Raw genomic sequence first — 22,606 nt, forward strand, 5'->3', positions numbered from 1 at the left:
CGCCTTTCCGCGAAAGCATCAAGCCCATCCCATGCGCCTGACCCATGCCGCGATCCGTCCTTCTGCCGAAGCGGTGGGCATCACCTTCGAAGGCCGCCCGATTCCCGCGCTGCCGGGCGAAACCCTGGCGGCGGCGCTGACGGCAGCGGGGGAGTTCGTCTTCCGGTATACGCAGTCCGGCGCCCCGCGCGGCCTGCATTGCGGCATGGGCGCCTGCTACGACTGCCTGGTGACCATCGATGGTCGCGCCAACCAGCGCGCCTGCCTGGCCAAGGTGACGCCGGGGATGGTGGTGCAGCGTGCCGCGCCGGCCGAGCCCGCGCCGCTGGCCGCCGCCCCGGAAGGCCAGGCGGCGCGCCTGACCTGCGACGTGCTGGTGCTGGGCGCCGGCCCCGCCGGGCTTTCCGCCGCCATCGCCGCCGCCGAGGCCGGCTGCCAGGTCATCGCCCTGGACGAACGCGATGCGCCCGGCGGCCAGTACCTGAAGCCGCTCGCCCCGAGCCACGCCCATGCGGCACCGGACCGCCAGTTCCGCCAGGGCGCCGCGCTGCGCGCGCGGGCGCTGGCCGCCGGCGTCACCTTCCATTTCGGCGCGACGGTCTGGGGCGGCTTCGCGCCGGAGGATATCGGCGCGCTGGTCGGCGGCCGCGCCCTGCGCTTCCAGCCGCGCCGCCTGGTGATCGCCCTCGGCGCGCATGAACGCCCGGTGCCGATCCCGGGCTGGACCCTGCCGGGCGTGATGACCACCGGCTGCCTGCAGACCCTGGCGCGCGCCAACCGCGTCTCCCCCGGCCGGGTCGTCATCGCCGGCAACGGCCCGCTGAACCTGCAACTGGCCTGCGAGCTGGTGGAGGGCGGCGTGCAGGTGGCCGCGGTGCTGGAAGCCGCGCCCAACCCCGGCTTCGCCGGCCTGCGCCAGGCCCTGCGGCTGGCCGCCGCCGCGCCCGACCTCGCCTGGGACGGCGCGCGCTACCTGGCCGTGCTGCGGCGCGCCGGCGTGCCGGTGATCTGGGGCGCGCGCCCACTGGCCGCCGAAGGCCCGGGCCGCTTCGCCGCGCTGCGCGCCGCCACCCCCCGCGGCGAGATCCGGCTGGAGGCGGAGGCGCTGGCGCTGAACCTCGGCTTCCAGCCCGAAACCGGCCTGGCCCGCGCGCTGGGCTGCGCCCACCAGTTCCGGGACTTCGGCCTGGGCCGGCTGGAGACGGTGACGGACGCGGAGGGCCGCACCAGCCTGCCCGGCGTCTTCGCCATCGGCGATGGCGCGCAGGTGGGCGGGGCGCGCATCGCGCTCGCCCGCGGCCGCCTGGCCGGGCTGGCCGCGGCGCGGGACCTGCGGCCGGGCGTGGCGGAGGATGCCGCGACACGCCGCGCCCTGCACCGCGCCATCGGTTTCCAGGACGCGCTGTGGCGCTTCTTCGCCGTGCCGGAATTCGACGCCGCCACCCTGGCCGACACCACCCTGGTCTGCCGCTGCGAGGAGGTGACGGCCGGCACCCTGCGCGCCGCGCAGGCGGCAGGCGCCGGGTCCCTCGGCGCGGTGAAGAAGGCGACGCGCGCCGGCATGGGCCGCTGCCAGGGCCGCATGTGCGGCGCGACGGTGGCGCGCCTCGTCGGCGCCGCCGAGGAAGCCGGCTGGGCCGCCCCCCGCGCCCCGCTGAAGCCGGTGCCGGCCATCGCGCTGGCCATGGAGAAGCCGGAATGGCTGGAGGGCCCCGCGGTGCAGCCCGCCCCCATCCTGCCCACGCACCACACCCCCGCCACCGGCCCGGCCGAGGCCTGCGACGTGCTGGTGGTCGGCGGCGGCGCGCTCGGCCTGTCCACCGCGCTGTATTCTGCGCGAGAGGGGCTTTCCGTGATCCTCGCCGAGCGCGGCGAGCCGGGGCAGGGCGCCACCACGGGCAATGCCGGCAGCCTGCATATCCAGCTCCACGCCTATGACAGCGCGGGGGCGGAGGCGGGGCCGGAGAGTGCGGCGGCGCAGGTGCTGTCCATCGGCCCGCAATCCGTCGCCCTGTGGCGGGAGATTGCGACGGAGGCGGGCGAGACCCTCGGCATCCGCACCGAGGGCGGGATCATGCTGGCGGAGACGCCGGCGCTGCTGGAACGGCTGGTGGCCAAGGTGGCGATGGAGCGCGCCTTCGGCGTGGACAGCCGGGTGCTGGGCGCGAATGAGCTGATGTCCGTCGCCCCCTACCTCGCCCCGGGCTTCGCCGGCGCGGCCTTCTGCGCGCCGGAGGGCCAGATGGACCCGCTGCGCGGCCTGTCCGCGCTGTATGCGCTGGTGCGGCGCGCGGGGGTTTCGGTGCGGAGCGGCACGACCATCGCGGCGGTGGCGAAGGAGGGTGCCGGCTTCCGGGCGGAGACGGCGGCGGGCGGGGTGATCCGCGCCGGGCAGGTGGTGAATGCCTGCGGCCCCTGGGCGGGCGAGTTCGCCGCGATGCTCGGCGCGCCGATTCCGGTGCGGGCGGCGGTGCAGCAGGTGATGGTGACGGAGGCGGCGGGCGGCGAGGTGATGCGCCACCTGGTGCTGCATGGCAGCCGGCACCTTTCGGCCAAGCAGGGCGATGCCGGCCACCTGGTGCTCGGCGGCGCCTGGCCCGGCGTGCTGGATGCGGCGGGGCGGCCGCGCAACCTGCGGGAATCGATCGAGGGCAATCTGTTCGTCGCGGGCACGGTGCTGCCGGCGCTGGCGGGGCTGCAGGTGATACGGGCCTGGACCGGGCTGAATGTGCAGGTGCCGGGGCCGATCCTGGGGGCGGACCCTCGGGTGCAGGGGCTGCACCATGCGGTGACGTTCAACGGGTGGACGCTGGGGCCGGTCTGCGGGCGGCTGGTGGCGGAGGGGGTGCGTGGGGGGAAGGGGCCGGGAAAGCCCTTCTCATCAGCCCGGTTTCGTTTAAGTTAGGTTTAATGCTTAAAGTATCTTTTGAGCGCGCACTAAACATAGCTGAGAAGGCGGGTGTGATGGGCGAGGTCAGCGAACGTCTGAGAGAAAAGCTCGAAAATCATTCTGCTGCACCATTTCTTTTTGTTGGATCGGGGTTTTCCCGGCGTTATCTGGGGCTGGAAGATTGGGTTGGATTACTAAAGCGGTTTTGCGCCCCAATCAAAGATTTTGGTTACTATTTTTCTCGGGCTAATGGAAATCTTGCGCTTACAGCAACTTATATGGCTGACGATTACAATGAGTGGTGGTGGAATGCTCCTGAGACTGCAGAGAGTCGGGCAAGATCATCATCTTTAGTAAAAAATAGCTCGGACGCGTTGAAGATCGAAATATCGTCTTATCTGAGCAGCTTTTCTTTGGAAACTGCAAGGCAGTCCAGACACTCAGAGGAAGTAGCTTCGCTTGCTCAGACTTCAATCGATGGCATCATTACCACCAATTGGGATTTCTTGCTGGAAGAATTTTTTCCTGACTATCGGGTTTTTGTCGGCCAGGAAGAGCTCTTATTTTCAAATCCGCAGGCTATCGGTGAAATTTATAAAATTCATGGCTCTGCTCAGAACCCATCCAGTCTCGTTTTGACGGCGGAAGACTACCAGGCCTTTGCCGCCAAAAATCCATATCTTGCTGCAAAATTGGTAACGATTTTCGTCGAGCATCCTATCATCTTCTTGGGGTACTCGATTACCGATCCGCATATTAGGTCGATTATCAGTTCCATTGCGCGTTGTCTCTCGCAGGAAAAGATTGCATCTTTTCAGGATAATCTGATTTTTGTTCAGTGGGTTGAGGGTGGCGTGCCAGCGATAGAAAGAGCCACGCTGCACTCTGAGGATTTTAGCGTGACTTTGACGACCGTCAAATTATCGGACTACAGAGAACTTTATCAGGCATTGTCAGCTCCCAAGAGAAAAGTGCCAGCACGTATTCTCCGCTTTTTCAAGGAGCAACTTTATGAGCTTGTTCGGAGTCCCGGCTCTAATGAGAGAAAAATTGCAGTGGTGGATCTAGAGGAAATTGGCGCAGTGGAAACTGTTGAGTTTGTTGTGGGTGTGGGTGTTGCCACGCGACAGCAAGAGGCCAGCCGGAAGGTTGAACAGGTGGTCGAGGATGCTCTCGCAAAGAAGGGCTATTCGGGCATTACGGCTGACGAAGTGTTTGCGGATTGTATTCAAATCGACTCTAAATTTGACGCGAGAAGTCTTCTAGCGAATGCCTTTCCTGGATTCGCGCGCGTCAGTCGGACTTTTATACCTATTTATCGTTACCTGCGCGGCGCCGGCATAACATCGGCGGCTGATCTATCAGAGTCGGGATTTGAGGGTGCCAAGAAGATTGTCACGAAACTACAAAGGGCTGATTTTACTTCTCCGTCCTATCAGAACCGATATCGGTCTTCTTTTGCAAATCTTTCGACCGCTGATATCATAGCAAAAGCCTCGTCTCCGCAGGAAGCTATTTTGATGCTTCCTTTTCAGCCAGAAGCTCAGGTGGAGCTGGACACGCTTGCGAGTTTTCTGAGCGACCAACTCACTCTCAATCAATCGGAGCCGTATAAAACGGGCGTAAGGAAGCTGATCTGCCGGTACGACAAGATACGCTTCGGGTTTTGATGGCAAATCGCGTGGATGAACTGCGACAAGTCAGTGGGAGCCGCGGCGAGCGTCAATGCAGCCTAGGCGCCTTCAAAAACTTGCTCCGGTCCCCGCTCACCACCGGCAGCACCAGCCTCCGCCCGTCCCGCTCCGCCGCCACATTCACCGAAACCCCTGCGGCGCCGCGTGACCACAGGCTGCGCCACAGCCCCGCCAGGTCCGGTGCCTCGCTGTCGTCCAGCCCCAGGATCCGGTCGCCCGGCTTGATGCCCGCCTTCTCCGCCGGCCCGCGCGCGGCGACGGAGGCCACCACCACGCCTTCCTCCTGGTCCGCGCAATACAGCCCCAGCCAGGGCCGCGGCGGCTTGTTCACGCGGCCATAAGCCAGAAGGTCGTCCAGAATCGGGTGCAGCAGGCCGATCGGCACCACCAGGTTCAAATCCAGCCGCCGCCCCTTGCTGTCCCGGTGCTGCAGCACGAGCGACCCGATGCCCAGCAGCGACCCATCCGGCCCGATCAGCCCCGCCCCGCCCCAGGAAGGGTGCGCGGGCGCGGTGAACAGCGCCTCCTCCAGCAGGTATTCCCAGTAGCCGGCAAAGGGCTCCTTCGCGACGACGGAGCACGCCAGCGCCCCGCCGCCGGAGGCGTTGCGGCCGGGTTGCGGCGCCGCGGCCAGGATGGTCTGTACCCCGGCATCCGGCAGCGCCGTGGGGCCGAGCTTCATGGCCGGTGCCTCCAGCCGCCCCAGCGCCTGCACCAGGCCGAAGCCGGTCTCGAAATCATAGGCCAGCGCATGGCCGGGCACGACGCGGCCGGCGGCGGTCTTGATCCAGATGCTGTCGGATTCGCCGATCAGGTAGCCGATGGTCAGCACCAGACCATCCTCGCGGATCACCACGCCGCTGCCCTCGCGCTCCGTCCCCAAGGTCCGGGCGGAGAAGGCATCCGCCGGCACCCGTGTCCGCAGGCTGACGATGGAGGCCAGCGCCTGGGCCACATCGAAACTGTAGTCGGCCGGGTCGGGCCGCAATTCCTCGGGAATGTTCCAGTCCTCGTCCGCCATCAAGCCACCCTTGCGCCAGGGAGGAAGTCTAGAAGGTCTCCGTCCCCGCGGGAAACCCACCACGCCCCCGTGCGGTTGCCGCCGGCGCGTCCAGCGGCGGCAGCGCGGGCAGGGGCGCGGGCTCCGCCACCAGGCTGGGCAGGGCGGGCTGCGGGTCCGGCCGCGGGCAGGTGAAGGCGATGGTGTAGTCCCGCCCACCGATCTGGCTGCGCGTCACCGCGAAGGCGCGGTCCTTCGCGCCGCAGAAGCGCCGGGCACGTTCCACCCCCAGCCGCGCCGCCTCGGCCGGCGTATTGGCATGGGCGGTCAGCCCATAGACCTCGGGCGAGAGTTCCGCGACCTCGCTGGCCGAGGAACAGGCGGCCAGCAGGGTCAGCAGCAGCAGGGCACGGGTCAGGGTCGCAGCCTCCCGGGTTCGTGTGCGCAGGCTACAGCAGATTTGCGCGGGATGGAATCATCGCCCTTCCGGTCTTGCTGTAGAATCAAGCGCTTCCCGAGGCGGCACTGCCGCCCGCGGTTCAGCCCGCCGCCTTGGCCTCGCGGCGCCGGCGGTGCAGCACGAATTCGGTGTAGCCGTTGGGCTGGGCCGCGCCCTCGAACACCAGGTCGCAGGCGGCCTTGAAGGCGGGGCCGTCGAAGCCGGGTGCCATCGGCGCATAGGCCGGGTCGCCCGCGTTCTGGCCGTCCACCACGCCGGCCATGCGGCGCAACGTCTCCTCCACCTGCGCGCGGGAAACGATGCCGTGGCGCAGCCAGTTGGCGATGTGCTGGGCGGAGATGCGCAGCGTTGCGCGGTCTTCCATCAGCCCGACATCGTTGATGTCCGGCACCTTGGAACAGCCCACCCCCTGGTCCACCCAGCGCACCACATAGCCGAGGATGCCCTGGGCGTTGTTGTCCAGCTCCGCCTGCACGTCCTTCGGCTCCCAGTTCGTGTCCTGGGCCAGCGGGATGGTCAGGATGTCGTCCAGCCGGCCGCGGCGGCCGCCGGCAGCGATCTCCGCCTGGCGGGCGGCGACGTCCACCTGGTGGTAGTGCAGCGCGTGCAGCGTGGCCGCGGTGGGGGAGGGCACCCAGGCGGTGTTGGCGCCGGCGCGGGGGTGGCCCACCTTCTGCTCCAGCATCGCCGCCATCATGTCCGGCATGGCCCACATGCCCTTGCCGATCTGCGCCCGGCCGCGCAGGCCGCAGATCAGGCCGGTGTCGACGTTCCAGGCCTCATAGGCGGCAATCCAGGGCAGCGCCTTCATGTCGTTCTTGCGCACCACGGCGCCGGCTTCCATGGCGGTGTGGATCTCGTCGCCCGTGCGGTCCAGGAAGCCGGTGTTGATGAACACCACCCGGTCGCGGGCCGCCTTGATGCAGGCCTTGAGGTTCACCGTGGTGCGGCGTTCCTCGTCCATGATGCCCATCTTCAGCGTGGCGCGCGGCAGGCCGAGCACATCCTCCACCCGGGCGAACAGCGCGTCGGCGGCCGCCACCTCCTCCGGCCCATGCATCTTGGGCTTGACGATGTAGACGCTGCCGGTGCGGGAATTCAGGCGCTTGCCGCGGATGTCGTGCAGCGCGATGGCGCTGGTCACCAGCGCGTCCAGCACCGTCTCCGGCACCTCGGCGCCGTCCAGCGTCACCACATCGGTCATCATGTGGTGGCCGACATTGCGCACCAGCATGACGGAGCGGCCATGCAGCGTCACCGCGCTGCCGGCGGGGGTCTTCCAGACGCGGTCCGGGTTCAGCCGGCGGGTGATGGTGCGGCCGCCCTTTTCCAGATCCGCCGTCAGGTCGCCCTTCATCAGGCCGAGCCAGTTGCGATAGACGTCGATCTTGTCCGCCGCATCCACGGCCGCGACGCTGTCCTCGCAATCCATGATGGTGGTCAGCGCGGCTTCCATCACCAGGTCGGACAGGCCCGCCGGGTCGGTGCGGCCGATGGCGCTGGTGCGGTCCACATGCAGTTCCAGGTGCAGGCCGTTATTGACCAGCAGGATGGCGGTGGGCGCCCAGGGTTCCCCCTGGAAGCCGACGCATTGCCCGGGGCGGGCCAGGCCCACCTGGCGGTCATCGGCCAGCGTCACCACCAGGGCGCCGGCTTCCACCGCATAGCCCTTGGCATCGGCGTGGCGGGCGCCACCGGCCAGCGGCGCGGCCTGGTCCAGCACGGCGCGGGCGAAGGCGATCACCTTCTCGCCGCGCTTCGGGTTGTAGCCGCGGCCCTTTTCCGCCCCATCCGTCTCCGGGATCGCATCGGTGCCGTACAGCGCGTCATACAGGCTGCCCCAGCGGGCATTGGCGGCGTTCAGCGCGTAGCGGGCGTTGGAGACGGGGACCACCAGCTGCGGGCCGGCCATCTGGCCGATCTCGGCATCCACATCGGTGGTGCCGACGCTGAAATCCTCGGGCTCCGGCAGCAGGTAGCCGATCTCGGCCAGGAAGCCCTTGTAGGCGGGCAGGTCCACCGGGCGGGCCGGGTTGGCGCGGTGCCAGGCGTCGATCTGCGCCTGGAGGTCGTCGCGCTTCGCCAGCAGGGCGGCGTTGCGCGGCGCCCAGTCGCGCAGCAGGGCTTCCAGGCCGGACCAGAAACGGTCCGGGGCGACGCCGGTGCCGGGCAGGGCCTCGGCCTCGATGAAGGCGCGGAAGGCCGCATCCACGCCGAGTCCGCCGATTTGCGTCATCCCTGCCACCCTTCCTCTCCCCGACCGCGGGGCAACCCGCTGGCGCGTCCTTAGCCCGGGTGCGGCGGCCCGTCCAAGGGGGAGGCGCGGCTTCTGTTACAGGCGCTGATTCATCCTGCTTTGTTAAGCGGCGAAATGACCTTACAATATTCTCTGACCGTCCGAGGCCGCACCCGTGACCGCCAGCCCTGCCGAGCTCCCCGAGACGCCGTCCGCCGAGGATCCAGCCGGCGAGGGGCCGCGCCTCGCGCCGGTGCATCCGCGCACCATGGTGGAACAGGCGGCGGAGGCGGTTGTGGCGGCGGCGGCGCGGGGGGTGTTCCTGCCCGGCGACCGGCTGGTGGAAGCCGAAATCGCCCGCGAACTCGGCATCAGCCGGGTGCCGGTTCGGGAAGCGCTGCGGCTGCTGGAAAGCCAGGGCATCGTCGTCAGCACGCCCTACAAGGGCATGCGGCTGATGCAGATCACCAACCGGGCCGTGGCCGAATTGATGCGGGTGCGCACGGCGCTGGAGGCGCTGGCGCTGCGCGAGATCCTGGCCGCGGGCCCTGCCACCCGCGCCCGGCTGGCGCCCGCCCGCCGCGCCGCGGACCGCTACCTGGCGGTGGCGGAGGGGCCGGACACGGCGGCGATCGTCGCCGCGGATGAATCCTTCCATGGCGAGATCTGCCGCCTCTCCGGCAATGCCGTGTTGCATGGCATCTGGCTGAGCGTGGCGCGCCAGCTTTCCGTCGTCTGGGGGCTCGGCCACGATGTCCGCCCCAAGCCGCGCATCGCCAGCGAACATGCCGAGATCCTGGAGCGGCTGGAGCGTGGCGAGTTGGAGGGCGCCCAGGCGGCGCTGGACCGGCATCTGAGCTGGCACGAGGATCTGGATTTCGAGCGGGCGGTGGAACGCCGCCGCCAGGCCAAGGCGCGCGGCTGAGGCACGACAGCCCGGCCCCGGGCTTGCCGGCCGGGGCCGCCGGGTCGATCCTCCGCCCGACGGAGGAGCCCGACCGCATGTACCAGCCGCCCGCCTTCACCACCCAGCATTGGCAGGTCACCAAGCCTGCCGCCCATGGCCGCCGCGGCATGGTGGCCAGCCAGTCCCGCGCCGCGGCGGAAGCCGGCCTCGCCATCCTGGAGGCCGGCGGCAATGCGGCGGATGCGGCGGTCGGCATGGCCTTCGCCCTGGCGGCGATGGAACCCTGGAACAGCGGCCTCGGCGGCATCGGCTACGCCCAGGTGGCAGCCCCGGGTGGCCCGGCGGAGACCTTCGACTTCGGCCCCGTTTCCCCCGCCGGGCTGGACGCGAAGGACTTCCCCACCACCGGCCGCATGAAGCAGGACCTGTTCGCCTGGCCGGAGGTGCAGGGCGACCGCAACATCCATGGCCCGATGAGCTTCTGCATCCCCTCCGCCGTGGCGGGCTATGCGCTGCTGCATGAACGGCGCGGCCGGCTGCCGGTGGCGGAGGTGCTGGCGCCCGCCGTGGCGCTGGCCCGGCGCGGCCTGGCGCAGGACTGGTTCACCACCCTCAAGATCGCGAATGCGGCCTCCACGCTGAAGCTCTACCCTGAATCGGCGCGCATCTACCTGCCCGGCGGCCTGCCGCCCGTCGCGCCCTACCAGGGCACGCCCGGGTTCCTTCAGCAGGGCAACCTGCCGGCGACGCTGGAGCGCCTGCAGCGCGCCGGCTTCCGCGATTTCTACGAGGGCGAGGTGGCGGCGGCCATCGCGGCGGATGTGCAGGAGGCCGGGGGCATCCTTTCCGCCGCCGATCTCGCCGGCTGCCAGGCGCGGGTGCTGCCGGCGGTCTCCGTGCCCTGGCGCGGCCGCACCCTGCACCTGTCCAACGGCCTCACCGCCTCGCCCACCTTCCGCCGCGTGATGGCGCTGATGGAGGCGGCGGACTGGTCCGGGGATGCGCCCGGCACCGCCTGGCACCTGGCCTTCGCCAAGGCGATGCAGGACGCCTATGCGGAACGCTTGGCCGGGCTGGGGGATGCCGAGCCCAAGGGGGCGGATACCTGCACCACGCATCTCAATGTCTGCGACGCGGACGGGATGATGGTGGCGATGACCACCACGCTGCTGTCTTCCATGGGTTCGCGGGTCGTGCTGCCGCGGTCCGGCGTGCTGATGAACAACGGCGTCATGTGGTTCGACCCGCGGCCGGGCAGCGCCAACGCCATCGGGCCGAACAAGCGGCCCTTGACCAACATGTCGCCGATCCTGGTCGCCGGGCCGGATGGCGCGCCGGAAATGGCGCTCGGCGCCTCCGGCGGGCGGCGCATCCTGGCCGCGGTCTTCCAGATGCTGTCGCTGGTCACCGGCTTCGGCATGGCGCCGGAGGCGGCGGCGCATTTCCCGCGCCTCGATGTCAGCGGGCCGGAAGGCGCCACGGCGGATCGCCGCCTGCCTGAGGCGACGCTGGCGGGCCTGGCCGCCGCCGGGCCGCTGGAGGTGGTGGAGCACGCCGTGCTGCCGGTGAACTTCGCCTGCCCGAACCTGATCCTGATCCAGCCGGGCGGGGAGCGCGTGGGCATCACCGATGTGATGTCGCCCTGGTCCGCGGCACTCGCCCAGCCGTGACCGAGGCGGGCCTCACCCTGGCCGAGGAGATCGTCCTCCTCGCCCTGGATGACGAGACCGGCCGGCCGGTGGGCCGCGCCGGCATGGCGCCGGACCGGGCGCTGGCCGGCGCCCTGCTGATGCAGTTGGCGCTGGCCGGGCGCATCGACACGGACGGGTCGCGGCTGATCCTGCTGGAGGCCGCGCCGACCGGCGACGCGGCGCTGGATGCGGCGCTGGCCCTTCTGGCGGCGCCGGGCGCGCCCGGCGATGCGCGCGGCGCCATCCCGCTGCTGGCCCGCGATGCCCCAGCCGCCCGCGCCGTGATCCTGGACCGCCTGGTGGCGCGCGGCCTGCTGCGCCGGGTGGAGGACCGGGTGCTGTGGATCCTGCCGGACCGCCGCCACCCCAAGGTGCCCGGCCGGCCGGAAGCGGCGGAAGCCCGCGCCCGGCTGCGCGGGATGCTGCTGCGGGAGGAGATTCCGGAGCCGCAGGACGCCCTGCTGCTCGGCCTGGCGCGCGCCGCCGGCCTGCTGCCGCTGCTGTTCACGGCGGCGGAGCTGGACCAGGTGCAGCCCTGGCTGGCGGTGGTGACGCGGATCGAAAGCCTGAACCGCGCCGTGGCGGAGGCGGTGGCGGATGTGCGCGGCGTCGGGCTGGGGACGACGCGGCGGGAGGGCTGAGGGGGAACTCCGGCACGGGCCTTGCATTTCCGTTGCGCTGCTGGGGGTTTCGCGATGCAGCATCGGGCGGATGCCTGAAAGCTGGGCGAGGACCGCCCGGTCCTTCGGCTCGGAGCGCAACCATGTTGCATCGTCGTCATCTTCTGGCCACCTCGGCCGCCGCCCTCTGCGCACCCAACCTCGCTTTGGCCCAAGGCACGCCCTGGCCCCGCCGCGGCAGCATCCGCCTGGTCGCCCAGTTCCCCCCGGGCGGGCTGGTGGACACGATCAGCCGCCTGATGGCGCCCTTCATCTCCCAGGCGCTGGGCCAGACCGTGGTGGTGGAGAACCGGGCCGGCTTCGGCGGTGTCATCGGCACGGACTTCGTCGCCAAGCAGCCGGCCGATGGCTACACCTTCCTGGTCAGCCATGCTTCGGTGCAGGTCTTCTCCACCGCCACCATGCCGACGCTGCCCTTCGACCCGGTGGCCGACTTCACCCATATCGGCATGCTGGTGGAAGCCGCCAACGTGCTGATGGTGAAGGCGGATTCGCCCTTCCGCACGCTGGATGACTACATCGCGGCGGCGAAGGTGCGGCCGGTGCGCTACGGCTCCTCCGGCATCGGCTCCGCGCCGCACCTGCTCGGCGCCATGATGTCGAGCGAGGCCAAGGTGCCGAACCTGGAGCACGTGCCCTATCGCGGCAGCGCGCCCGCCATGCAGGATCTGATGGCCAACACCATCGAGAGCATGTTCGACCCGATCACCACCAATGTCGGGCCGATGCGGGACGGCACGCTGCGCTGCCTCGGCGTCTCCTCGCCGCAGCGGCTGGCGGCCTTCCCCAACGTGCCGACCTTCGCCGAGCAGGGCTTCCCGAAGCTCACCAGCGCGCAATGGCTGGGGCTTTCTGGGCCGAAGAACCTGCCGGCGCCGATCGTGGAGCGGATGACGGCGCTGATCCCGCCGCTGCTGCAACGGCCGGAACTGGTGGCGCGGTTCGAGGATCTGGTGACGCTGCCGCGCAACCCGCCGCCGCTGGGGGCCGATTTCGTGCGGCTGATGCAGGCGGACATCGCCGCCTGGACCGCGGTGGCACGCCAGTTCAACATCGTGGTGGCCTGACGCCGCGGCGCGGCCATCGGCGGCCGGTCGCGATGCAACCGTTCGGGCGTACAAGGGCGTCGGGATCAGGCCGCCGGAGGGCGCGTCGAGGCGCGTGAGGACGCTGTCATGAGGCGCTGCCATGGATGGCCCCGCACCGGGCTTCCATGGCAGGCTGCCCGCAAAGACGGGGGCCGCGATGTCGCTGACCATGCCGGAGGAGATCCTGCTTCTCCTCCTCGATGACGAGACGGGCAAGCCGGTGGGCCTTCCCGGCCCGGCCGGGGATCTGGCGCTGGCCGGCGCCATCCTGATGGAACTGGCGCTGGCCGGGCGCATCGACACCGATCTGGACCATCTTGTGGTGGTGCAGCAGCGGCCGACCGGCGATGGGCTGCTGGATGGCGTGCTGGCGCGGCTGGCCGCCAGCCCGGCGCCGCGCACCAGCCGCGCCTGGATCCAGGACCTCGCCAAGACCGGCCCGCAGATGCGCGCCGCGGTGCTGGAACGCCTGGTGGCGGGCGGCGTGCTGCGGCGGATCGAGGATCGCTTCCTCTGGGTCTTCCCGGAGCGCCGCTACCCCAAGGCCACCGGCCGGGCCGAAACCGCGGAGGTGCGCCGCCGCCTGCGCGCCGTCCTGCTGGAGGATGAGATCCCCGACCCCCGCGATGCCCTGCTGATCGGCCTGGCGCGCGCCACCGGCCTGGTGCCGCTGGTGCTGGACGAGGCCGAGGCGGCGCAGGCGGCGCCGCGGGTGGAGCAGGTGGCGGGGCTGGAGGAGCTCTCCCGCTCCCTCTCCGCCGCCACCCGCGATGTCTACGCGACTTTGCTGCGCCAGGGCGCCGTGCACTAGAAAGCCCTCTCCAGGAGGCGTGGGGGAGGGGGCATCCCGGCATCGGCGCCCCCCCCCGCAACACCGCCTCAGCCCGCGCCGCGCAGCACCTCGGCCACCCGCCGGGCCACCGGGTCCAGCGCCTCCGCCCAGTCCCGCGGCAGGTGCAGCGTGCCTTCCCGCGCCCGGCCGTCCGCCACCATCCGGGCGGCGCGCACCAGGCCCGCCGACAGGCCCTCCACCGTGGCTTCCGTCGCCACGATGTTGGGCGAGAGCCCTTCCAGCACCGGCACCGTCTTGACCGAGAAGGCGTTGGTCACCGCCACCCCGCCGCAGGCCGCCATCTCCAGCGCCGGGTAGCCGGTGTGCGGCGAGAGCATCGGTGCCAGCAGCACATCCGCCTCCCTCAACTGGTCGGCATAGGCCAGGTAGCCGCGCCAGGGGGAAGCGCGCAGGACGTGGCCATGGCCCAGGTCGAGCTCCGGCACGCCGCCGCGGCCGCCGATCGCCAGCATCCGCCAGCCGGCCAGCGCCGGGTCCGCCGCGGCGCGGCGCAGCGCCTCCAGCCCCAGCCCGAACAGGTTCCGGTGGTTGGAGGGCCGGGCATAGAACAGCAGCGTGCGCGGGCCCGGCGGGGCGGGGCCTTCCGGCGGGTGGAAGACGCGGCTTTCGATCGCCGGCTCGAAGGCCATGCTGCGTTCGCGGAAGGCCGGGTCGGCGAAGCGGCCATGGCCGGTACGGAAGAAATACTCGGCCAGCAGGGTCTCGTTGGTGATCGGCCAGAAATCCATGCCGTAGGTTTCCAGCGCCAGCGCGTGGTTGCTGGACCAGGCGTAGAAGCCGGCCTCGAACTCCTGCAGCATGTAGAGGAATTGCGGCCGGCGCATCCGCGGCAGCACCGGCTTCAACTGCTGCGCCGTGGTCCAATGCGTCGCCATGAAGACCTCGCCGGGGCCGACCGCCAGCGGCGCCTCGGCCAGGGCGGCGGTCTCCACCGCGATCTCCGGGATCGCGCCGCCCACCAGCGCCGCCAGGTGCTGGCGGAGCCACGGCGCCGAGACGCCGCCCGGGCGCACCGTGGTCACCAGCCGCACCGGGATGCCCTGGCGGGCGATGCGTACCGCCAGGTTCAGGATGGTGTTCGGCCCGCCCGTCATGCCGTCCTCGGTCAGCGCCGGGTTCAGCACGTTCAGCCGCATCGCCTCGCCCAGCGCCGGGTCCACTCGGACATGCATCGGCACGGGGTTCATGATGTCCACCAGCCTTTCCCGGAACAGGTCGGGGTGGGTCACCTGCATCACATTGCCGGCGAAGGCCTGCGGGTCGCGCCGCAGCAGCGCGGCATGGGCGCGCAGCCGGCCGCCCAGCCGGGCGGCCTGGGCCAGGATGCGCTTCACCATGGCAGGCGGTGTTCCCCTCGGGCTGTGTCCATGCGAGCGGTCCTACACCCGGCGCGGCGCGGCACCATCCCCGTCCGGCCGGGGTCTTCCCGGCGGCACCGGGCGGAATCGTTCCGTGCCAGGCACTTGCCCGCCAGGCGCGGCGCCGGCTTGGCGAAGTGTTGAAGCGACGGCGCCGGCTCAGCCCAGCCGCGGCGGCCGCCAGGCGAAGGCGACGGCCGCCAGGCGGGTGACCACTGCGCCCAGCACCGCGGCGACCACCACCACCACCACCTCGTCGATCTCGATTTCCGCCCCGCGCAGCGACAGCCAGGCGGACAGCGCCAGGCTCCAGATCAGCGCCACCTCCCCGTAGAAGCCGGTCTTGAGGTTCGGGATGTTGCCGCCGCCGCGCAGCACGTCGCGCAGGATGCCGCCGCCGGCGCCGGTGATGGTGCCCAGCATCGGCCCCCACAGCCAGAAGGGCTCCGCCCGCATGCCGAAGGCCACGGCCACGCCCAGCACCGTGCTGGCGCCGAGGCCCAGCGCATCGGCCGCATCGAACAGCCAGCGGTCGATCCGCCGCCGCCGCATGCCCACCGCCAGCTGTGCCACCCAGAAGGCGAGCATGGCCCGGCCGCGCAGCAGCGACCAGAGATGCGTCACCATCCAGAAGCCGGCCACCGTGCCGAAGATCAGCATCAGGAAAAGCGGGTCCCGGGCGATGCCGATGGGGAAGCGTCCCACCAGAAGGTCGCGCATGACGCCGCCCGAAGCGGCGGTCACCCCGGCCAGCACGAAGGCGCCGAACAGGCTCCACTGGCTCTGCCGCGCGGCCAGCGCGCCGGCCAGCGCGGAAGCCACGGCGCCGACGACCCGCAGCGCGCGGAACCAGTCGCTGTCGATGGTCTGGGACAGCAGCAGTGGGAAGCGGAAGCGCGCGCCGATCGACTCCAGCGTGCCGTCGGCCTGCAGCGCCAGGATGGCCGCATTGAAGGCGGCCAGGGTCTCGGCGGGGGTGCCGGCGCGGCTGAAGGCCAGGTGCAGCGGCACCATCAGCCGCATCGCCTGTTCCTCCACCGCGGGTCCGGCACCCAGCGCGGTGATGGCCAGTGCCACGGAAAGACGCTCCGCCAGGAAGCCGTCGATCTCGCCGGCCAGCAACCGGCGGATGTTGGTGGGGTCATCCTCCGCCGCGCGGACCAGCCCGGCATTGCCCGGGTCGCCGATCCAGGCATCCAGCGCCGGATGGAAATAGGAATAGCCGCGGCGCACGCCCAGGCGGAAGCGCTGCCCGCTCCCCAGATAGGCGGCCAGCCCCGTGGCATCCCGGAAGCGCAGCGCCGCAGCCTCCCCCCGCCGCATGATGAGCACGTTGGTGTCCTGCCGGTAGGGCAGGGAAAGCGCATAGCGCGCCGCGCGCTGCTCGGTGCGGGCAATGCCGGTGGCCAGCGCCATCCGGCCTTCCGCCACCGCCTCCAGCAGCGGGAGATAGCCCATCGGGGTGAAGGAGACCGGCTGGCCGGCATGCGCGGCGATGGCGCGCACCATCTCGATGTCGAGACCCGTCAGCTCCCCCTGCCGCAGATATTGCTGCGGCTCCGTCGCATACCAGCCGGCGCGCAGCGCGGCCTGGTCCGCGAAGGCGGGCCAGGCGAGCAGGGCCAGGACCAGGGCCAGGACGCGGCGCAAGGCGTCAGGGCGCAGCATGGTCCTTGCACCACTGGGCCACCTGGGCATGGGTGGCGAACCACACGCCCTCGAACTTCTTGATCCGCGTCACCAGCCGGTCCAGCAGCGCGATGCGGCTGCGGTGGCCGATGACATGCGGGTGCATGGTCAGCAGGAACATCCCGCCTTCCTCGTAGGCGCCATCGAACTCCGCCGCGAAGATCTCCTCCACGGCCGAAGGCGGCGTGTAGGGGCGGAGGCCCGAAAAGCGCAGCATGTTGAAATACACGGCATCGTCGCGGATCCACTCCGGCGGCAGCTCGACGATCCCGGTCGGCTCGCCCTGGTCCAGCAGCTCATAGGCATCGTCATCGGCCATCAGGGAACTGTCGTAGAGCAGCCCCATCTCCTTGATGATGGACAGCGTGTCGACGGAGAAATCCCAGGAGGCGGTGCGCATGCCGACCGGGCGCTGGCCGCTGACCTTCTCCAGCGTGTCGCGCGCCCGCAGGGTCAGGTCGCGCTCGACGCCGGGCGGCAGCTTGGTGTTGGCCTCGTGGATCCAGGAGTGGACGCCGATCTCGTGGCCTTCCTGCGCCACGGCGCGGACTTCCTCCGGGTGCAGCAGGGCGGAGACGGCGGGATAGAAGAAGGTGGCCGGAATGCCGTGCTTCGCCAGCAGGGCACGAATCCGGGGGATGCCCTGACGGTTGCCGTATTGCCCCTGGCTGATGCGCATCGGGCTTTCATCGGCGTCGCGCAGCGGAATCGTCTCGTGGTCCGCGTCGAAGCTCAGCGTCACGCAGCAGCGGGCGCCATCCGGCCAATGGGTCGGCCGCAGGCTGCGCCCGGCGCGGGCGCGGCCGACGATCTGGCGCCACTCGGTCTCGGTCCATTCCCAAGGGTTCGGGCTGGTCATGCTGCGGGGTTTCCCTGGCCTGATGGAGCGGCCATGCTGCGCCCCGATGCCCTGTTCCGGAAGCCCCGCATGACCACGCCGACCGATCCCGCGCAGATGACGGCGGAACAGTTGCTGGCCCTCTATGCCCGCCGCGCCCTGTCGCCGGTGGAGGCGCTGAAGGCGGTGATGGAGCGGGTGGCGCGCTACAACCCCTGGGTGAACGCCTTCGCCGCCATGAACCCCCAGGCGCTGCGCCAGGCCGGCGAATCGGAGGCACGCTGGGCCGCCGGAAGGCCGATGGGGCTGCTGGATGGCGTGCCCTGCACGGTGAAGGATCTGCTCAACATCGCCGGCTTCCCGACGCGCCGCGGCAGCCTGACCACGGATGCGACCCCGGCGACCGAGAATGCCCCGGCCGTGGTCGGCCTGCTGGCGGAAGGCGCGGTGCTCCTGGGCAAGACCACCACCACGGAATTCGGCTGGAAGACGCCGAGCGACTGCCCGCTGCATGGCGTCACGCGCAACCCGTGGAACCCGCAGCGTTCCGCCGGCGGCAGTTCCTCCGGCGCCGGGGCGGCCGGCGCCGCCTGCTTCGGGCCGCTGCATATCGGCACCGATGCCGGCGGCTCCATCCGCATCCCTGCCGCCTATTGCGGGCTGGTCGGCGTGAAGCCGAGCTATGGCCGGATCCCGCAATGGCCGCATGGCGCCTTTTCCGGCGTGGCCTGTGCCGGGCCAATGACGCGCAGCGTGCGCGATGCGGCGTTGATGATGTCTGCCATGGCGCGCCACGACCTGCGCGACCCGGTCAGCCTGCCAGATGATCGGCGGGACTGGCGCGACGGCATGGACCAGGGCGTTGCCGGGCTGCGGGTGGCGGTGGTGCGCCGGCTGGGCTTCGACCCGCCGCTGGATGCGGAAGGGGAGGCCGCGCTGCAGGTGGCCGCCCGCCTGCTGGCCGAACAGGGCGCCATCGTCGAGGATTCAGACCCCGACCTGCCGGACACGCGGGCCATCTTCTCCCGCGTCTGGGGCGTGGCGATCGCCCGCCTCTGGAGCGGCACGCCGGAGGGAAAGCGCGGCGCGCTGGATGACGGGATCGAGGAAGTGGCGCGCCGGATGGGCGACATGAGTGCGGCGGATTTCCTCGGGGCCGACATGCTGCGGGTGGAATGCGCCCATGCCATGGCCCGCTTCCACCAGCGATACGACCTGATCCTGACCGCGGCCACGCCGACCGCCGCCTTCGACGCGGATGCGCCCACCATCAAGCCGGTGGAGGCGCTGTGGCGCGACTGGGCGCCCTGGACCTTCGCCTTCAACCTGACCCGCCAGCCCGCCATCGCCGTGCCGATCGGCCTGGACGAGGAAGGCATGCCGCGCGGCGTGCAGGTGGCGGCGGCGCTGTACCGCGACGACCTGGCCTTCCGCGCCGCCCGCGCGCTGGAACGCGCCGCCAGCCTGCCCCTGGCCAATCCGGAAGAAACCGGGCAGATGCGGGCCAAGCTGAACTAGCGGTCCGAAAGGCTCTGTCGGCCCGCTTTGCTGGAACGAGGGGAATTCGACGATGCGGCTGGTGACATTCACGCGCCCGGGCAAGCTGCAGCAGGAAGTCGGCGCGCTGGGCGCCGGCGATGCGGTGCTGGACCTGGCGGCGGCGGAGCCCCTGCTGCGCGGCCAGTCCATGCTGGACCTGGCCGCCGCGCCGGCCCTGCTGGACAAGGCCCGCGTCGCCCTCGGCAAGGCCCCCGCCGTCGCCGGCGCCAAGCTCTGCGCGCCGATCCCGCGCACGCCGAAGAACGTGTTCTGCGTGGGCAAGAACTACCACGAGCACGCGAAGGAATTCGCCGGCTCCGGCTTCGATGGCGGTGCCAAGGACGTGGTGCCGCCCTTTCCCGTGGTGTTCTCCAAGCCGCACACCAGCATCATCGCCCAGGGCGAGAAGATCCTCGGCCACCTCGATCCGACCGGCGGCCTTGATTATGAGGGCGAGCTCGGCGTCGTCATCGGCCAGGGCGGGCGGGGCATCGCCAAGGCGGACGCGCTGCGCCATGTCTTCGGCTACACCATCATCAACGACGTCACCGCGCGCCATCTGCAGAAGCGCCACAGCCAGTGGATCCTGGGCAAGGGCCTGGACAGCTTCTGCCCCATGGGGCCCGCGATCCTGACCGCGGATGAGGTGCCGGACCCGACGCAGCTCGTGGTCACCACCTGGGTGAATGGCGAACGCCGCCAGCACGCCCCGGTGGCCGACCTCATCTTCGACATCCCGACCCTGATCGAGGCGATCAGCGCCGCCGTGACGCTGGAGCCGGGCGATGTCATCGCCACCGGCACGCCGGCCGGCGTCGGCATCGGCTTCAACCCGCCCGTCTTCCTGCAATCCGGCGACGTGGTGCGGATCGAGATCACGGGCATCGGCGTGCTGGAGAACCCGGTCGCCTGACGCCAAGCCTGCTTCACAAGGGAGGAAAACAACCAATGAACCGTCGTACCCTGCTGGGCGCCACCGCCGCGCTGCCCTTTGCCGGCCAGGCCCTGGCGCAGGCGGATTTCCCCAGCCGCAGCATGACCATGGTGGTCGCCTTCCCGCCCGGCGGCCAGGCGGACCTCGCCGCGCGGCCGATCGCCGCCGCGATGGAGAAGGTGCTCGGCCAGTCCGTGGTGGTGCAGAACCGCGGCGGCGCCGCCGGGGCCATCGGCAACGCCCATGTCGCGCGCAGCGCGGCGGATGGCTACACGATGCTGATGGCGCTGTCCTCGCTGGCCGTGATCCCGGAGGCGGAGAAGCTGTTCGGCCGCACCCCGCCCTATACGGTGGAGCAGTTCGCGCCGATCGCGCTGGTCAATGCGGACCCGACCATGCTGGCGGTGCCGGCCAGCGCGCCCTGGCGGACGATGGAGGAGTTCATCGCCGCGGCGAAGGCGAACCCGGGCAGCATCCCCTACGGCTCCTCCGGCACCTATGGCACGCTGCACGTGGCGATGGAGATGCTGGCCGCGGCTGCCGGCTTCAAGGCGCTGCACGTGCCCTTCGGCGGCGCCGGCCCGGCCATCACCGCGCTGCTCGGCGGCCAGGTCCAGGCGCTGGCCTCGGCGCCCGGCACGCTGACGCAGCATGTGCGCTCCGGCCGCGTGCGGGTGCTGGGCTGCTGGGGCAGGGAACGCGTCGCCGCCTTCCCGGATGTGCCCACCTTCATGGAGAAGGGCTTCTCCGAGGTGGAATTCTACATCTGGGCCGGGCTGTTCGTGCCGGCGGCCACCCCCGCCCCGGTGCAGGCCAGGCTGCGCGAGGCGGTGCGCCGCGCGGCGCAGGATCCGGTGACGGTGAACGCCTTCAACGCCGCCGGCGCGCCGGTGGCCTATCTCGACGCGCCGGCGTTCAAGACCTTCTTCGAGCAGGACAGCGCGCGGCTGCTGCGCGCAGTGGCGCGCATCGGCAAGGTGGAATAGGGCAGGGCGCGCCCCCGGCCCGGGGGCGCGCCCGCCGGGCTCAGGCGCCCCAGTTGCGGGCGGAGAAATCCATCACGAAGGACTTGGCCGGCTGCCAGGGCAGGTCCTTGCGCTTGCCGGTGAAGTTCGCGGTCTGGAACAGCACCGTATAGGCGGGGTCCTCGCGCTCGGTCAGCGTGAGCAGGCGGCGGAAGGTGGCGCGGCGCTTCGCCAGGTCGCCTTCCGTCTGCAGCGCCTCCATCAGCTTCGGCGATTCCGGGTTCTGCCACTGGCCGCTGGCCCAGGTCTGGCCGCCCGGCGCATAGACGGACATCGGCGCCACCGGGTCGTTGAACACGGCGGTGTTGGAATTGTCGCACAGGCCGCGGCCTGCGAAGCGGCCGAGCACCTGGCCCCAATTCTCCTTCATCTCGATCTGCACGTTCAGCCCGGCCTGGCGCCAGCCCTCGACCAGGATCTGGGAGGAGGCGACCTGCAGCGTGTAGTAGTTGTTCAGCAGCTGGTAGGGGATCGGCTGGCCCTGGTAGTTCGCCTGCCGCAGCAGGCGGCGGGCCTCGGCCAGGTCGAAGCGCGGCGCCTCCCAGTCGGCGAGGTACATGTCGCCATAGACTTCCCATTGCAGGCCGCGCGGCACCGCGGTGCGGCCGCCCCACAGGCTGTCGACGATCGATTGCCGGTCGATGCTGTGCGACATGGCGCGGCGCACCAGCGGGTTGGCCAGCACCGGATGCGTCTTGTCCCAGACGATCAGGCGGTTGTTGTTGATCGGCCCGCCGACCACCTCATGCCGCGGGCTGCGCTCGATGCCCTGGATCTGGTCCGGCGGCAGGTCGCAGATGAAGTCCCAGTCGCCCGCCTGCAGCCCGGCGACGCGCGCGGCGACATCCGGCACCTCGACGAAGCGGATGCGCTTCAGCGGCGGGCGGCCGCCCCAGTATTCGTCATGCGCTTCCAGCACCAGATCCTGGCCCGGGCGGAAGGACGCCACGCGGTAGGGCCCGGTGCCGACCGGCTTGCGCGCCCAGTCGAGCCAGGTGGCGGCCTGCGCGAAGGCGGCGCGGGAGAAGATGGCGCCCGTCGTGCGCGTCAGGCGGCCTTCCAGCGTCACATCCGGCACGGCGTTGACGAAGCGCACGGTGCGGCGGTCGACCACCTCCATGCGCTCGAAATTCGGGAAATGCGCGCGGCTGATCGCGGCGGCCTCGGGCGGCGGCGTCTTGCCGGCACCGCCGGCGGTGGTGGAGACGAACAGGCCGCGATTGTCAGCCGGCAGGCCGGTCCACATGCGCTGGTTGGAGAAGGTGAAGGCGACGTCCTCCGCCTCCATCACGCGGCCATCATGCATCCGCACGTCGTCGCGCAGCGTGAGTTCCAGCGTCTTCGCATCGATGCGGCGCCAGGAGGTCGCCAGCACCGCCTCGGCCCGCTGCGTGCGCACCCAGTCGATGCCGATCAGCGGTTCGGAAAAGCTCGGCATGATGCGGAAGCCGACATTCGACTGTTCGCGCATCGGCTCCAGCGTGCCGGAGATGCTGACGATCTGCACGGCGACGGTGATGGAAGGCCGCGTGTCCGGCCCGGCATTCTGCGCGATGGCGAAGCGCGGCAGCAGCGATGCGCCGGCCGCGGCGCCGAGGATGTGTCTGCGCTGGATCATGTGGGGGGCTCCCGTCCCGAAGGCCGCGGACGCTAGGCGCGGGGGGTGACCGGGCGATGACGCGGGCATGAAGGCTGCGCGATGGCGGCCCTTCCCACGCCCTGTC

Annotated in this window: 17 protein-coding genes; 10 read left to right on the plus strand and 7 right to left on the minus strand. The window is 70.6% G+C overall.

Translation table 11 applies throughout. From position 1 onward, the window contains the following. Window positions 1-31 precede the first annotated feature (31 nt). Window positions 32-2,905: an FAD-dependent oxidoreductase gene (locus tag HEQ75_RS07160; protein WP_168028706.1), complete on the plus strand. Its 2,874-nt coding sequence runs from the start codon at window positions 32-34 to the stop codon at window positions 2,903-2,905. A 59-nt stretch (window positions 2,906-2,964) separates the two neighbouring features. Then, the gene (locus HEQ75_RS07165; protein WP_168028707.1) at window positions 2,965-4,560 is read left to right on the plus strand and encodes an SIR2 family protein; all 1,596 of its coding nucleotides are present in this window, start codon (window positions 2,965-2,967) and stop codon (window positions 4,558-4,560) included. A gap of 52 nt (window positions 4,561-4,612) precedes the next feature. Here HEQ75_RS07165 and HEQ75_RS07170 read toward each other — a convergent pair whose 3' ends face one another. From HEQ75_RS07170 to HEQ75_RS07180, 3 genes are all read right to left on the minus strand, one after another. After that, window positions 4,613-5,605 (minus strand): S1C family serine protease, encoded by a 993-nt coding sequence (locus HEQ75_RS07170; protein ID WP_235961369.1) that lies wholly within the window; start codon window positions 5,603-5,605, stop codon window positions 4,613-4,615. Between the two features lie 28 nt (window positions 5,606-5,633). Next, entirely contained in the window at window positions 5,634-5,870 is a 237-nt protein-coding gene (locus HEQ75_RS07175) for a hypothetical protein (RefSeq protein ID WP_168028711.1), read from the minus strand. Window positions 5,871-6,123: 253 nt separating this feature from the next. Further along, a complete protein-coding gene (locus tag HEQ75_RS07180; protein ID WP_168028713.1) occupies window positions 6,124-8,280 on the minus strand; it encodes a malate synthase G in 2,157 nt (718 codons plus the stop codon). 175 nt (window positions 8,281-8,455) lie between these two features. Here HEQ75_RS07180 and HEQ75_RS07185 point away from each other — a divergent pair, with 175 nt between their 5' ends. From HEQ75_RS07185 to HEQ75_RS07205, 5 genes are all read left to right on the plus strand, one after another. Then, a complete protein-coding gene (locus HEQ75_RS07185) occupies window positions 8,456-9,205 on the plus strand; it encodes a GntR family transcriptional regulator (protein ID WP_168028715.1) in 750 nt (249 codons plus the stop codon). 77 nt (window positions 9,206-9,282) lie between these two features. Continuing rightward, window positions 9,283-10,857: a gamma-glutamyltransferase gene (locus HEQ75_RS07190; protein ID WP_168028717.1), complete on the plus strand. Its 1,575-nt coding sequence runs from the start codon at window positions 9,283-9,285 to the stop codon at window positions 10,855-10,857. Continuing rightward, entirely contained in the window at window positions 10,854-11,519 is a 666-nt protein-coding gene (locus tag HEQ75_RS07195; protein ID WP_168028719.1) for a GOLPH3/VPS74 family protein, read from the plus strand. Before HEQ75_RS07190 ends, HEQ75_RS07195 begins: the two co-directional genes overlap by 4 nt. A gap of 122 nt (window positions 11,520-11,641) precedes the next feature. Then, window positions 11,642-12,625, plus strand: coding sequence for a Bug family tripartite tricarboxylate transporter substrate binding protein (locus HEQ75_RS07200; protein ID WP_168028721.1), 984 nt, complete (start codon window positions 11,642-11,644; stop codon window positions 12,623-12,625). A gap of 121 nt (window positions 12,626-12,746) precedes the next feature. Beyond that, the gene (locus tag HEQ75_RS07205; protein ID WP_209318394.1) at window positions 12,747-13,457 is read left to right on the plus strand and encodes a GOLPH3/VPS74 family protein; all 711 of its coding nucleotides are present in this window, start codon (window positions 12,747-12,749) and stop codon (window positions 13,455-13,457) included. 68 nt (window positions 13,458-13,525) lie between these two features. On the opposite strand, the gene HEQ75_RS07210 is transcribed toward HEQ75_RS07205, so the two are convergent. The 3 genes from HEQ75_RS07210 to HEQ75_RS07220 all read right to left on the minus strand — a co-directional run bounded on the left by HEQ75_RS07210 (window position 13,526) and on the right by HEQ75_RS07220 (window position 17,405). Further along, window positions 13,526-14,836, minus strand: coding sequence for a glycosyltransferase family 4 protein (locus HEQ75_RS07210; protein ID WP_168028725.1), 1,311 nt, complete (start codon window positions 14,834-14,836; stop codon window positions 13,526-13,528). 180 nt (window positions 14,837-15,016) lie between these two features. Continuing rightward, the gene (locus HEQ75_RS07215) at window positions 15,017-16,525 is read right to left on the minus strand and encodes a TRIC cation channel family protein (RefSeq protein ID WP_168028727.1); all 1,509 of its coding nucleotides are present in this window, start codon (window positions 16,523-16,525) and stop codon (window positions 15,017-15,019) included. Beyond that, the gene (locus tag HEQ75_RS07220) at window positions 16,512-17,405 is read right to left on the minus strand and encodes a polysaccharide deacetylase family protein (RefSeq protein ID WP_168028729.1); all 894 of its coding nucleotides are present in this window, start codon (window positions 17,403-17,405) and stop codon (window positions 16,512-16,514) included. Before HEQ75_RS07220 ends, HEQ75_RS07215 begins: the two co-directional genes overlap by 14 nt. Window positions 17,406-17,474: 69 nt before the next feature. Between HEQ75_RS07220 and HEQ75_RS07225 the strand changes: the two genes are divergently transcribed. Genes HEQ75_RS07225 through HEQ75_RS07235 form a run of 3 tightly spaced genes read left to right on the plus strand, consistent with a single transcriptional unit; the run spans window position 17,475 to window position 20,843 of the window. Continuing rightward, window positions 17,475-18,902, plus strand: a complete 1,428-nt coding sequence (locus HEQ75_RS07225) for an amidase (protein ID WP_168028731.1) — start codon at window positions 17,475-17,477, stop codon at window positions 18,900-18,902. A 52-nt stretch (window positions 18,903-18,954) separates the two neighbouring features. Continuing rightward, window positions 18,955-19,836 carry a fumarylacetoacetate hydrolase family protein gene (locus HEQ75_RS07230; RefSeq protein ID WP_168028733.1) on the plus strand — a complete coding sequence of 294 codons (882 nt, stop codon included), beginning with the start codon at window positions 18,955-18,957 and terminating at the stop codon, window positions 19,834-19,836. Between the two features lie 35 nt (window positions 19,837-19,871). After that, entirely contained in the window at window positions 19,872-20,843 is a 972-nt protein-coding gene (locus tag HEQ75_RS07235) for a Bug family tripartite tricarboxylate transporter substrate binding protein (RefSeq protein ID WP_168028735.1), read from the plus strand. A 40-nt stretch (window positions 20,844-20,883) separates the two neighbouring features. Here the strand turns inward: HEQ75_RS07235 and HEQ75_RS07240 are convergent, their stop codons facing one another. Continuing rightward, window positions 20,884-22,500, minus strand: coding sequence for an ABC transporter substrate-binding protein (locus HEQ75_RS07240; protein WP_168028737.1), 1,617 nt, complete (start codon window positions 22,498-22,500; stop codon window positions 20,884-20,886). Window positions 22,501-22,606 lie beyond the last annotated feature (106 nt).

The sequence above is a fragment of the Falsiroseomonas selenitidurans genome (assembly GCF_012103215.1).
Classification (GTDB): Bacteria; Pseudomonadota; Alphaproteobacteria; order Acetobacterales; family Acetobacteraceae; genus Falsiroseomonas; species Falsiroseomonas selenitidurans.